The organism is Kitasatospora sp. NPDC094019 (assembly GCF_044764505.1).
GTDB lineage: Bacteria > Actinomycetota > Actinomycetes > Streptomycetales > Streptomycetaceae > Kitasatospora.
The window spans coordinates 152629-164257 of the sequence record NZ_JBIWIF010000002.1 but is presented as its reverse complement, the minus strand read 5'-3'; the positions used below and the strand labels follow the sequence as shown (position 1 = coordinate 164257).

12 protein-coding genes are annotated in these 11629 nt (G+C 74.7%); 6 read left to right on the top strand and 6 right to left on the bottom strand.

The genetic code is table 11. From position 1 onward, the window contains the following. Positions 1 to 4 precede the first annotated feature (4 nt). Complete coding sequence (locus ACIQ9P_RS05815; protein WP_402350287.1) at positions 5 to 247, top strand: ferredoxin; 243 nt, start codon at positions 5 to 7, stop codon at positions 245 to 247. Between the two features lie 118 nt (positions 248 to 365). Here ACIQ9P_RS05815 and ACIQ9P_RS05810 read toward each other — a convergent pair whose 3' ends face one another. Next, the gene (locus ACIQ9P_RS05810; protein WP_402350284.1) at positions 366 to 1598 is read right to left on the bottom strand and encodes an aminoglycoside phosphotransferase family protein; all 1233 of its coding nucleotides are present in this window, start codon (positions 1596 to 1598) and stop codon (positions 366 to 368) included. A 119-nt stretch (positions 1599 to 1717) separates the two neighbouring features. On the opposite strand from ACIQ9P_RS05810, the gene ACIQ9P_RS05805 reads away from it, so the two are divergent. Next, complete coding sequence (locus ACIQ9P_RS05805; RefSeq protein WP_402350281.1) at positions 1718 to 2158, top strand: VOC family protein; 441 nt, start codon at positions 1718 to 1720, stop codon at positions 2156 to 2158. Between the two features lie 102 nt (positions 2159 to 2260). On the opposite strand, the gene ACIQ9P_RS05800 is transcribed toward ACIQ9P_RS05805, so the two are convergent. The 3 genes from ACIQ9P_RS05800 to ACIQ9P_RS05790 all read right to left on the bottom strand — a co-directional run bounded on the left by ACIQ9P_RS05800 (position 2261) and on the right by ACIQ9P_RS05790 (position 5933). Then, entirely contained in the window at positions 2261 to 3739 is a 1479-nt protein-coding gene (locus tag ACIQ9P_RS05800; RefSeq protein ID WP_402350278.1) for an ALF repeat-containing protein, read from the bottom strand. A gap of 145 nt (positions 3740 to 3884) precedes the next feature. Further along, entirely contained in the window at positions 3885 to 4784 is a 900-nt protein-coding gene (locus tag ACIQ9P_RS05795; protein WP_402350275.1) for a PhzF family phenazine biosynthesis protein, read from the bottom strand. Positions 4785 to 4835: 51 nt separating this feature from the next. After that, entirely contained in the window at positions 4836 to 5933 is a 1098-nt protein-coding gene (locus ACIQ9P_RS05790; protein ID WP_402350272.1) for a DUF5937 family protein, read from the bottom strand. A gap of 100 nt (positions 5934 to 6033) precedes the next feature. On the opposite strand from ACIQ9P_RS05790, the gene ACIQ9P_RS05785 reads away from it, so the two are divergent. The 4 genes from ACIQ9P_RS05785 to ACIQ9P_RS05770 all read left to right on the top strand — a co-directional run bounded on the left by ACIQ9P_RS05785 (position 6034) and on the right by ACIQ9P_RS05770 (position 10186). Further along, on the top strand, positions 6034 to 7368 hold the full coding sequence (locus tag ACIQ9P_RS05785; protein WP_402350269.1) for an MFS transporter: 1335 nt from the start codon (positions 6034 to 6036) through the stop codon (positions 7366 to 7368). Between the two features lie 184 nt (positions 7369 to 7552). Continuing rightward, positions 7553 to 8356, top strand: coding sequence for an MBL fold metallo-hydrolase (locus ACIQ9P_RS05780; RefSeq protein WP_402350266.1), 804 nt, complete (start codon positions 7553 to 7555; stop codon positions 8354 to 8356). 5 nt (positions 8357 to 8361) lie between these two features. After that, positions 8362 to 8793 carry a nuclear transport factor 2 family protein gene (locus ACIQ9P_RS05775; RefSeq protein ID WP_402350263.1) on the top strand — a complete coding sequence of 144 codons (432 nt, stop codon included), beginning with the start codon at positions 8362 to 8364 and terminating at the stop codon, positions 8791 to 8793. A gap of 136 nt (positions 8794 to 8929) precedes the next feature. After that, positions 8930 to 10186, top strand: coding sequence for an NAD(P)/FAD-dependent oxidoreductase (locus ACIQ9P_RS05770; protein ID WP_402350260.1), 1257 nt, complete (start codon positions 8930 to 8932; stop codon positions 10184 to 10186). A gap of 108 nt (positions 10187 to 10294) precedes the next feature. Here the strand turns inward: ACIQ9P_RS05770 and ACIQ9P_RS05765 are convergent, their stop codons facing one another. Next, a complete protein-coding gene (locus ACIQ9P_RS05765; RefSeq protein WP_402350257.1) occupies positions 10295 to 10438 on the bottom strand; it encodes a hypothetical protein in 144 nt (47 codons plus the stop codon). Between the two features lie 46 nt (positions 10439 to 10484). Beyond that, positions 10485 to 11618, bottom strand: a complete 1134-nt coding sequence (locus ACIQ9P_RS05760) for a helix-turn-helix transcriptional regulator (protein WP_402350254.1) — start codon at positions 11616 to 11618, stop codon at positions 10485 to 10487. Between the last annotated feature and the right edge of the window lie 11 nt (positions 11619 to 11629).

The window sequence follows — 11629 nt, the reverse complement described above, 5'->3', positions numbered from 1 at the left end:
GCCGGTGGTGGTCATCGTCCAGGTGGACCGGGACCGCTGCATCGGCTCGGGCATGTGCGCGGCCACCGCGCCCGCTTCGCTGGCGCTCGGCGCCGACGGGCTCGCCCGGCCGGTGCGCGAGCAGCCGACCGGCGCCGCCGGTGAACCGCTGACCGCGGAACTGGCCGACGCGGTCGACTTCTGCCCGGTCGAGGCGCTCTCCCTGTACGGGGTCGGGGACGGCCGCCGGATCGACCCGACGGGCTGAACCGCCCGGACTGCCCGGCCGGCCGAACCGGCCGAACGGCCCGGCCCGCTGAACCACCCGCACGCTCTCGGCGCCGCGCCCCGTCCGGCGCGGCGCCGACCGCTCCGGGCCCGGGCGGTCAGCCCGCCGCCGCCAGCGCCCGCCGGACCTCGTCCGCCGGATCACCCTCGTGGTACGGGCGCTCACTGTCCTCGATGTGGTCCAGGAACTCCTGGTACCGCAGCGCGTAGCCGAAGTGCACCAGCGGCCCGGCCAGCTCCAGCGCCCGTTCCGGCGCGCACCCCGGCACCCGCTCGCGCCAGGCCCGCGCCCACTCCTCGGCCGTCTGCGCCCAGCGCTCCCCGTCCACGAAGCCGCGCGGGCGCAGCCCGTCCGTCACCGGGTGACCGAGGCAGGTGTCGGCGAAGTCGATGACCACCAGCCCGGAGCCGTCGGAGCGCCAGTTCCCGGGGTGGAAGTCGCCGTGCACCACCGTCTCGGGCAGTCCGCAGGCGGCGAGCTCCCCGGCCAGCTCCGGCAGTCGCGCGGCCAGCGCCCGGGCGGCGGCCAGCTCCTCGCCCGTCAGCTCGGCCGTCGCGGCCAGCCGGTCGATCAGCCCCGGGGCGGCGGCGGCCACCGCGCGCGGGGTGCGGTCGGGCAGTCCGGCCGAGGCGGCCCGGCTGTCGGCGGCCAGCGCCACCTGGGCGGTGACCAGCCCCGTCACCGCCAGCGCCACCTCCTCGGCCGAGGGACCCCAGCAGTCCTCGCCCGGGACGTCGTCGAGCAGCACCCGCCCCCGCGCCGGGTCGGCGGCGAGCACCGTTGGCAGCAGCGCCGGGCCGGTGGCGCCGAACAGCGCGATCGCCTCCGCCTCGGACGCGTTGAAAGCCGGGTCGATCACCTTCAGCCAGGCCGGTCCGGCGGCCGTGGGCAGCCGGAACACCCCGGAGAGGTTCCACGTCCGCACCTGCTCGGCCGGCCCGGTGACCGGACGCCCGGCGGCCGTCAGCGCCCGCTGCGCCCAGTCGAGCGCCGCCCGCAGCCCGGCGGGCGTGGCCCACCCGGCCCGCCGCTCGGCCGGGCCCAGCAGCGCGTCCACCTCCGGTCCGGCCGGCCGCGGTGCCCGGTCCACCGGCTGCTCCAACGCCTCGGCGTGGTACACCGTCCGCCCGCCCGAGCAACCCTCGCCGCCCGTCGCCCCGACCAGCCGCAGCACCGCCACCGGCACCCCGGCCTCCGCCGCGAGGCGCTCGGTGAGCGTGCCGACCGACGACCACCACGGGTCCGTCAGCGCGAAGGGTCCGAGCTCCCCCAGGTAGTCGCCGTCATGGGTGAGATGGACGGCAGCTGTCCGACCTGTTTCTTGATCCACCCACGCAGGGTCCCCCACCCACCCCGTCCGCGCGACCCATTTTCCCGGCCGGAGGCGCGGGCCCCGGCGACACAGCCGGTTCACCGACGTCGTCGGACCCGGCCCCTACCCTCGGGAACATGACGATTCAGCGCATGGACAACGTCGGCATCGTCGTCGACGACCTCGACGCCGCCGTTGCCTTCTTCACCGAACTCGGCCTGGAGCTGGAGGGCCGGATGCCGATCGAGGGGAGCTGGGCGGGAGACGTCGTCGGGCTCCGGGGCATGCGGAGCGAGATCGCCATGATGCGGATCCCGGGCGCCCCCGGCCGGCTCGAACTGGCGAAGTACCACAGTCCGGAGGCGATCGTCCCCGAGCCGCGGCCCTCCCCGGCGAACACCCTGGGCCTGCACCGCGTCATGTTCGCCGTCGACGACCTCCAGGACACCCTGGCCCGCCTCCGCCCGCACGGCGCCGAACTCGTCGGCGAGGTGACGCGGTTCGAGGACAGCTACCTGCTCTGCTACCTCCGCGGACCGAGCGGGATCGTCCTCGCGCTGGCGGAGCAGCTGGGCTGAGACCGCGCCCGGTCCGTCGGGCTCCGGGGGCGGCGGGAACGCACCCGACCCCCGGCCGCCTGTGCGGTGGCCGGGGGTCGGGATGCGCGGGGCTCGGGACCGTCAGCCCTCGGCGGAGCGACGGCGGCGGGACACCACGACCAGCGCCGCACCCGCGGCGAGTGCCGCGGCGGCGCCGCCGGCCTCCAGGCCGAGGCCCTCGGTGCCGGTGGCCGCGAGCTGGCCGGAACCGGCGGTCACGGTGGTGCCGGTGGTGGTCCGGGTGACGGCGGCGGTGCCGGTGCCCTTACCGGTGGTGGTGGTGACAGCCGCCTGGACGACCTGGCCGCCGGTGGCACTCTGGCCGGTCTGCGCCGCCGGGGCGCCCGCCGGCTGCTCGGTCGGACCGGCCGTCGGCCCGGTACCGGCCTTGGCCGCGGCCTCGTCCTCGGCCTGCGCCTTGGCCCAGCCCTCGATGAGGAAGGTCGCGACCGCCTGGTCGTTGCCGTTCAGCGCGGCGAGCGCGGCCTTCTTGACGGCCGCACCACCCGTCGCGGCGATCTCCGAAACCTGCGCCCGGTTGTCCTCGGCGCGGGCCGTGTACTGGGTCTCCTGGAGGAACTTGACCACGTCGGCGTAGCTGCCGTCCATGGCGGCCGACGCGGCCTTGTACACCGCCGGACCGCCCTTGGCCATGATCTGGCTGAGCGCCACCCGGGCGTCGTGCTCACGCTGGACGGGGAGCTCGACCTCCAGGAAGTGCCGCAGCGCGGCGGGCGTACCGGCGTCCAGCGCCTTCTGGCCCGTCTCCCGCACGCCCCGGCCGGTCGCCGGGTCGGCGAGCAGCCGCGAGATCTCCGTCCGGTCGTCCTCGGCCCTGGCCGTGTACTGGCCCTTCTCGACGAACGCGGCGATCTCTTCGTACGTCCCGAAGAGGGCGGCCTCGCCCGCCTTCCGCACGGCCGGGCCGCCTACACCCATGATCTGGGCGGTCCTGACCCGGTAGTCGGTGTGACGGAAGCCCTGGAGATCCTCCGTCAGAAACTTCCGCAGCGCGGCGGGAGTCCCGACGGCCAGCGCCTTGCCGCCCTCCTCCCGCACCTTCGACCAAGCCGGGAGGTCCGTCAGGATCGCCTCGATCTCCGCCCGGTCGTCCTGCGCGCGGGCCACGTACTGGCCCTCCTTGAGGAACTTGACGATGTCCTCGTAGGAACCCCGCAGCGCGGCCTCTGCGGCCTTCTTCACCGCCGGGCCACCGACGCCGAGGATCCGGAACGTGTCCACCCGGTAGTCGATGTGGCGGGCGTTCTGGAGGCCGGTGGTCAGGAACTCCCGCAGCGCGGCGGCGGTCCCGGCGGCGAGCGCCTTCTCGGCGGCCTCGCGCACGGACACGCCGCTGGCCTTGTCGGCGAGCAGCCGCTCGATCTCCGCCCGGTCCTGCTCCTCCTGGGTTCCGGAGCCGTCCGGCTTGTCGGCGGCGGTGTCCGCCCCGGAGGCCCCGGTGGGCCGGGGGGCGTCGGCGGCGGAGGCCGACGACGGGAAGAGGACGGCGGGGGCCAGGACGGCGGCCGCGACCACGGCGGACACCTTGGGAAGCTTCATCCAGGCAGACCTTGCTTCGTGCGAAGACATCGTGAACGCACGAAGCATAGGGCCTACAAAGATCTCTTCACACCACCATATTCTCGGCTCGCACTAACCCACCGCCGAGCCCCCGGCCCGCCCCCGCCTGACTCTCCCTCAACAGTCAGGAGCCGGAATTCTCCTGGCCGATCGCGACCCCCGCGCCGGAGACCCGGACCCGAGGCGCCGCACTGCCCAGATCGACCTGGAGGGTGCCCGGACGGCCCAGGTCCTCGCCCTGGTGGAGGGTGAGCACGGCCGGGGCAGCCGGATCGAGGTCGCGGAGGTAAGCGCCGAACGCGGCCGCCGCCGCGCCGGTGGCCGGGTCCTCGACCACCCCGCCGACCGGGAACGGGTCGCGGACGTGGAAGACGTCGGGGGCCGCCCGCCACACCAGCTGGAAGGTGACGAGGTCCCGGGCCGTCATGAAGGCGGCGAGCCCGTCGAAGTCGTAGTCGAGCCGGGCCAGCCGGTCGCGCGTCCCGGCGGCGAGGACGAGGTGGCGGGCGCCCGCGTAGGCGTAGCGGGGCGGCAGTGCGGGATCGAGGTCCTCGGCCACCCAGCCCAGCAGGGCGAGCGCCTCCTCGACGTCCGCCGCGTCGGCCTCCTCGACCCGCGGCTCGACACTGGTGAGGGTGGCCCGCAGGCCGCCGTCCGCGTCCGCCGTCACCTCGACCGGCACCTCGCCCGCCGCGGTCCGGTAGAGGTAGCGGCCGGGGCCGATCCGCTCGGCGAGGGCCACGGCGGAGGCGACGGTGGCGTGGCCGCAGAACGGCACCTCGACCAGTGGGCTGAAGTAGCGGACGGCGTACTCCCCGGCGACCGGGTCGGGGATCAGGAACGCCGTCTCGGAGTAGCCGACCTCGGCCGCGATCGCCAGCATCCGCTCGGCGGTCAGGCCGGAGGCGTCGAGCACCACGCCCGCCGGGTTCCCACCGGCGGGGTCGGTGGCGAAGGCGGCGTAGCGGAGGACCTCGGGAGCGGCGGGAGCGGTGTCAGCGGCGGAAGTGGCGTCAGTGGTCATGCCCGCACGAACGCGCTCGGCCGGGCCGGTGTTCCCCGTCGGCGCGGCCCGTCACCGCAGCACCGCCTCCAGCAGGTCGGTGCCCAGCCGGGCGCCGACCTGCAGGTCCAGCTGGTACAGCATGTAGCGCCCGCGCCGATGGGTGGTCAGCAGCCCGGCCCGGCGCAGCACCGCCAGGTGCCGGGACACCTCGGGGGCGCTCAGCTGCCAGGCGGCCGCCAGTTCGCCGGTGGTGTGCGGGCCCCGCGCGATGGTGCGGGCGAGCCGGAGCCGGACGGGGTGGGCGAGCGCCTCCAGCCGCTGCTGGACCAGCGCGAGCGAGACCGGCTCGGGCACACCCGGCGCGGCCACGGGGTACTGCACCACCGGGCGCCAGCCGGTCGCGGACACCACCAGCAGGTGCGGTCGGCCGAACGCGGTCGGGATGAAGGTGGCACCTCCCGCGCCGGTCGCACTGGTGGTGTTGTCCTGGAGCTTGTCGACGACGATCCGGCGCCGTCCCTCGCCCGCGTCCTCCAGGAGGATCGAGGAGGAGACGGCGGCCAGCGCCTCGACCGCGCCGTGCCGCACCAGCAGGTCGGTCTTGTGGCGGGCGTCGGCGGCGAGTTCTGGCAGCACCCGGCGCCAGGCGTCGGCGAAGAAGGCGTCCGCGCAGTCCTCCAGCAACCGCCGGACCAGGGCCCGGACGGCGGGCGGGTCCGTGAGCAGCCGGTCGGCGAAGTCCGCCTGCCGGGGGCCGCGCGCGAGCGCCAGCTCCCGGGCCCGTTCCTGCGCCTCCGGGTCGGTGAGCGGCGAGGCGGTCCGGTGCGCCAGCCGGGAGACGCCGCAGGCGGTCACGAGCGCGGCCCGGACGTACTGCTCGTCGTCGATCCGGTCGACGGCGTCGAGCTCCTGGGCGAGGGTGGCGCCGGGGATGCCGGGGACCAGGAAGTCGGCCCGCGAGGAGCGCCAGAGGAACTCCGCCTCGGTGAGGCGTTCGGCGAGTGCCGGCGGCACGGTGGCCGTGGTGCTCGCCGCCCAGCCGTGCAGCTCGGGGTGGTGCGCCGGTTCGGCGAGCACGTGCAGCATGGCGCTGAGTTCGGCCAGCGGCGAGGGTGTGAAGAGCAGCCGCTCGTCGGGCAGGCCGGAGATGTCGATGGTCAGGCTCACGCCCCGATCCTGTCACCCGCGACGACCCGGCCCCGCGTCGATTGACGGGACTCGTCAATCGACGTGCGTACGGGCCGGGTGCGGGCGGACGGTACCGGCCATGAGCCTGATCCAGAGCCCGAAGCGGCAGCCCGACGCCCCGTCCCCCGTCCCCGGACCCGCCTCCCCCGCGTCCCCCTCCTCCCCCGTCGTCGAACGTCCCCGGAGCGGACCGGCCGCGCTGCTCCGCCTGCTGACCGCCGCCGGCGGACCCCGCTACGCCGCCGCCCTGCTGGTGGACGCCCTCGGCACCGGACTGCTGCGGCCGTTCCTGCTCCTCTACGGCATCGGCGTCCTCGCGCTGGACCCCGGGACGGCGGGCCTGGCGATGTCCGCCGGCATGGTCGCGGGGCTGCTGGTGCTTCCGCTGACCGGCCGGTGGATCGACCTCGGCGCGCGCAGCCTGCCCGCCGCCGCGACGCTGCTGGTCCGGGCCGCCGGGTCGGTGGCGCTGCTGCTGGCCGACGGGGTCGCCGGGTTCACGGCGGCGGCGGTCCTGCTCGGCGTGGGCAGTCAGTCCTGGCCCGCCACCCACGCGGCCGTGGTGTCGACGCTCACCGAGGGCCGCACCCGGGACGCCGCCCTGGCCGCCGGGCGGACGCTGCGCAACGCCGGGCTGGGCGCGGGCGCGCTGCTGGCGACGCTGGCGGTGGCGGGCGGCACGGGGACGCTCAAGCTGCTCGCCGGAATCACGGCGGCCGCCTGCCTGCTGGCGGCGGGGCTGGTGCACTCACTCCGGGTCACCGCACCGGCGACCGAAGCCCCGCAGCCCCGGACGTCCACCGCGACCACTGCCCCCGCCACCGCCTCCGCCTCGGCCTCGGCCGATCCGGCACTGCGCCGGATCACCCTGCTCAGCCTCGCCAACCTCCCCTTCGCCTTCACCTTCGACGTCCTGGAGGTGGCGCTGCCGGCCATGCTGGTGCTGCACCTGCACGCCTCCGCGGCCTGGTCCTCCGGAATCTTCGTCGGCAACACCGTGCTGGTGATCACCCTCCAGCTGGCCGTGGTGCTCCGGCTCGGCGAACGGTCGCGGCACACCGTGCTGGCCGCCGGCGGGGTCGCGCTCGCCGCCTCCTACCTGGGCTTCTGGGCGGCCGGAGGGCTCGGCGGCACCGCCGCGGCCGGCACGGTGGCAGCGGTCTCGGTGCTGTACACGCTCGGCGAGATCCTCTACTCCGGCTCGGGGACGGCGCTGGTGGCCGCGACCGCCCCGCCGCACCTGCTCGGCCGGGCGCTGGCGCGCTGGGAGCTGTCGATGGGCGTCGGCCGTGCCCTCGCCCCGGCGGCGCTCACCGCGCTGCTGGCCGTCGGCCCCGGCGCGCTCTGGCCCGTACTCGCCGGTGCCACCTTGCTCTCCTCCGTCGCGGTGGTCCGGCTCCGACCGCGCGGGTGAACCGCCGGCCACCTTCGCCGGGCACGGGCGGGCGTCGTCCCCGGGTGCGGGTGTGCGTCGGGTCGCCGATGCTGGGCGGCAAGGCGTGCGCACCCGGCACGCCCGACGTACCCACTCCGGCCCGCCCGGCATGGACACCCGGTACGCAGGACGACGCGCCCGGCCGCGAGGAAGGACACCATCCATGAGCGCCCTCGACTTCGAGGTCATCGACAGCCCGGACAGCTCGCTCAACAAGACCTCGGTGCTGGTCACCGGCCCCCAGGACGCACTGCTGGTGGACGCCGGGTTCACCCGGTCCGACGGCCGGCGGCTGGTGGAGCGGGTCCGGGCCACCGGCAAGCGGCTGACCACGGTCTTCGTCAGCCACGGTGACCCGGACTTCTACTTCGGCGCCCAGGAGGTGCGGGACGCCTTCCCGGAGGCCCGGTTCCTGGCCACCGCGTCGACCGTCGAGCACATCCAGGAGACCTTCGAGCCCAAGCTCCGCGCCTGGGCGCACCTGGGCCCCGAGCTGCCGACCCGGCTGGTCCTCCCGGAGGTGCTGCCCGGCGACGAGCTGGTCTTCGAGGGCCACCGCTTCGAGCTGCGCGGCGCCGACTTCCACCTGCCGGACCGGCACTACCTCTGGCAGCACCACCACCGCGCGCTGTTCGGCGGGGTGCTGCTGTTCCAGGGCCTGCACGTGTGGACGGCCGACACCCCGACGCCGGAGCAGCGCGCGGCCTGGATCGACCTGCTGGACGGCATGGCGGCCCTCGATCCGGCGTTCGTGGTGGCCGGGCACCGGACGGCGGACGCGCCCACCGACCCCTCCTCGATCGACCACACCCGCGACTACCTGCGGGCCTTCGAGACCGAGGTCGGCCGGGCGCCGGACGCGGCCTCGGCCCGGGAGGCGCTGGAGCACCGGTTCCCCGGTCTCGGCATGCCGCTGGCGGTCGACCTCGGGACGAAGGTCGCCAAGGGCGAGCTGGTCTGGGGCTGAGCGCGATGATCGAGATTCCGAGGTCCGCGGCCGCGTTCGCCGAGTCGGACGCCCCGGCGGACGTGGTCCGCCGCCAGTACCTCGCCTCGGCGCGGGGCGACCTGGCCGCGCTGCGGGCGACGCTCGCCGAGGACGTGGAGTGGACGGAGATGGCGGGCTTCCCGCTGGCCGGCACCTACCGGACGCCGAAGGGCGTCACGGGCGGGGTGATGGACCGGCTGGCCGCCGACTGGGAGGACTGGACGGCGCACGACGACCGGTACGTGGTCAGCGGCGAAGAAGTGGTGGTGCTGGCCCGCTACACGGCGGTGCACAAGGCCACCCGGCGACCGCTGAACGTGCGGGTGGCACATCACTTCACGGTGCGCGGCGGGCGGATCGTGCGGTTCGAGCAGTTCACGGACACCGCCCTGGTCCGGGACGCGATGACGCCCTGAGCCCTCCCCCACCCCGTCCCCCGGGCTCTGTCACCCGTTCGGGGGAGTCGGGGCGGCGCGCCGGACGCCGTCTCGACACACCCGCCGGCCGGCGGCAGGCTGTCCGTGGTTTCCGCCGCAGAGCGAGGAGTTCAGCATGGCCACGGACAGTACGGGCACCGACGGCGCGGGGCGGCGGCGTCCCATCGTGATCGTCGGCGCCTCCCTCGGCGGCGCGAAGGCGGCGCAGGCGCTGCGCGAGGCCGGGTACACCGGCGGCATCACGCTGATCGGCGAGGAGCACGAGCGCCCGTACGAGCGCCCGCCGCTCTCCAAGGGCTATCTGCAGGGCAAGAGTTCCCGGGAGAAGATCTACGTCCACCCGCCGCAGTGGTACGCGGAGCACGACGTGACGCTGCGCCTCGGCACCCGGGTGGTGTCGATCGACCCCGCCGCGCACACGGTGACGCTGTCCGACGACGGGCGGGTGGAGTACGCCAAGCTGCTGCTGACCACCGGCTCGGTTCCGCGCCGACTGCCGGTTCCGGGTGGGGACTTCGAGGGCGTGCACTACCTGCGCCGGGTGGAGGACAGCGACCGGATCCGCAAGGAGTTCCGGCCGGGGGCCCGGATCGTGGTGATCGGCGCGGGCTGGATCGGCCTGGAGACGACGGCCGCGGCACGGACGGCGGGCGCCGAGGTGACGGTGCTGGAGGCGGCCGAACTGCCGTTGCTCCGGGTGCTGGGCCGCGAGGTGGCGCAGGTCTTCGCCGATCTGCACCGCGCCCACGGGGTGGACCTGCGGTTCGGGGCGCAGGTCGCCGAACTGACCGGCGCGGACGGCCGGGTCACCGGCGTCCGGCTGGCGGACGGCGCGACGGTCCCGGCGGACGCGGTCGTGGTCGGCGTCGGCATCTCCCCGGACACCGAACTCGCCGAGGCCGCCGGGCTGGAGGTGGAGAACGGCGTCAAGACCGACGAGCACCTGCGCACCTCGGACCCGGACATCCACGCGGCGGGCGACGTCGCCAACGCCTACCACCCGCTGCTGGGGCGGCACATCCGGGTCGAGCACTGGGCCAACGCCGTCAACCAGCCCCAGACGGCGGCCCGCGCGATGCTCGGCGAGGACGCGGTGTACGACCGTGTCCCCTACTTCTTCTCCGACCAGTACGACCTCGGCATGGAGTACGTCGGCTGGGTCGAGCCCGGCGGCTACGACCGGGTGGTGTTCCGGGGAGACCCGGCCACCCGCGAGTTCATCGCCTTCTGGCTGAGTGAGGGGAAGGTCCTGGCCGGTATGAATGTCAACGTCTGGGACGTCACCGACCCGATCCGCACCCTGATCCGCTCCGGCCGCGTGGTCGACCCGGCCCGCCTGGCGGACCCCGAGGTGCCGCTCGGCGACATCTGATCCCGAACGGCCCCGGTCGGCGCAGCGTCCGACCGGGGCCGTTCGGAAGTCGGCCGGCCACGGGGACGTCCGGCCGGCCGCTGACAGACGGAGCCCCGGCCCACCGGCTCAGTCGACCCCAAGGCGGTCCATGAGGTCGGCAACGCCGTCAACCTGGTGGTAGGGCTTGAACGCCGGGGCGAGTTCACGCACCAAAGTGACGCACCGGTCGGCACCGATCCGGGTGGCGAGGTCGAGAGATTGGTTCGTCACAACGAGAGCCTGCTCGACGTCGCGCGCCTGTAGCAGGCTCCGGGCCTCATAGGTCAGGAAAATGCCTCGGGTCTTGTCGCGGGAGCGTGGCAGCAGACTCATGCCTTCGTCGATGCGGGCGTGAGCCTCGCCGGTGCGGCCGAGGTCGAGCATGCACTGGCCGGAATCGACGGCGAGGTCCGCTGCTCATCCACCGGCACCAGGCGGGAGCCGGGTCGGGGCTGTCGGTCAGCAGGGCGGTCTCGGCGGCCGCGAGGTCGCGATGACAGTCGGCGGCGGCGCCGAGGGCGGCATGGGCGCGGGCCCGGCGGAGGTGAAGCAGGGAGCGGGCAGTGGGGTGGCGCGTGTGAATGAGGGCCTGGCTGAGTGGCTCGACGGCGGCGTCGGGCCGGGTCAGCCAGATGGACTGGTAGGCGAAGTCGGAGAGGACACCGGCGCCGAGGTCGCGGTCATGGGCGACGTGCGCGTTGGTGAGGGCCGCGTTCCAGAGCTTGCCCGCCGCGTGATGCCGGCCCTGGTCGAAGCGGTGCCAGCCGCAGGTGCTGGCCAGGGAGGCGGCGAGGAGGTGCAGACGCCGACCGACGGGTTCGGTGTACCGGCCTTGTTCCAACAGGTCGGTCACCGTGTCGAGCTGCGCGTCCATCAGCTTCGCGGTGTGCTGGCGCTGTTCGGTGGGCAGGGCAGTCAGCTCGGCGCTGGTGTCCTCCAGCCAGTCGACCAATTCGGCGTCGACGTGCTTGCCGTTCAGGGTGGTGGTGAGCCGGTCGGGTTCGAGGGCGGCCCACTGAGTGGAGAGCCCGGCCAGCGCGAACGCGCTGAAGGTCATGAAGGTGCGGCGGCGATGGTCCATTGCGGCTCTCTGTGCATCTCGAAGGGCGAAGACGGAGAATGCCGCTCCGAGCGGCACCGGCTGCTCCTGCCCCGGCAGCCAATGAGGCCACTCGAAGGCTTCCAGGTCGGCGATCGGGACGTCGAAGGCTTCGGCGATCAGGAGCTGGGATTCAATGCTGGGCGTCTTGCGCCAGTTCTCCCACTTGCTGACGGCGGCCTTGTCCGTGCCTGAGCGAAGGCCCTCGGGCCGGCTCCTGGCAGCGTGGTGGATGCGGGCCGCAAGGTCGCTCTGGGACCAGCCGCGAAGCGTGCGGGCGTACGCGAGGGGGTGCCGGATCTGGTCGTCCACGGGGCCAATCC

What these genes read in the sequence shown, in the direction of transcription:
- ACIQ9P_RS05785 (WP_402350269.1), top strand. Translation starts at nt 6,034, where the DNA reads ATGAGCCTGATCCAGAGCCCGAAGCGGCAGCCCGACGCCCCGTCCCCC.
- ACIQ9P_RS05775 (WP_402350263.1), top strand. Translation starts at nt 8,362, where the DNA reads ATGATCGAGATTCCGAGGTCCGCGGCCGCGTTCGCCGAGTCGGACGCC.
- ACIQ9P_RS05795 (WP_402350275.1), bottom strand. Translation starts at nt 4,784, where the DNA reads ATGACCACTGACGCCACTTCCGCCGCTGACACCGCTCCCGCCGCTCCC.
- ACIQ9P_RS05780 (WP_402350266.1), top strand. Translation starts at nt 7,553, where the DNA reads ATGAGCGCCCTCGACTTCGAGGTCATCGACAGCCCGGACAGCTCGCTC.
- ACIQ9P_RS05770 (WP_402350260.1), top strand. Translation starts at nt 8,930, where the DNA reads ATGGCCACGGACAGTACGGGCACCGACGGCGCGGGGCGGCGGCGTCCC.
- ACIQ9P_RS05805 (WP_402350281.1), top strand. Translation starts at nt 1,718, where the DNA reads ATGACGATTCAGCGCATGGACAACGTCGGCATCGTCGTCGACGACCTC.
- ACIQ9P_RS05800 (WP_402350278.1), bottom strand. Translation starts at nt 3,739, where the DNA reads ATGAAGCTTCCCAAGGTGTCCGCCGTGGTCGCGGCCGCCGTCCTGGCC.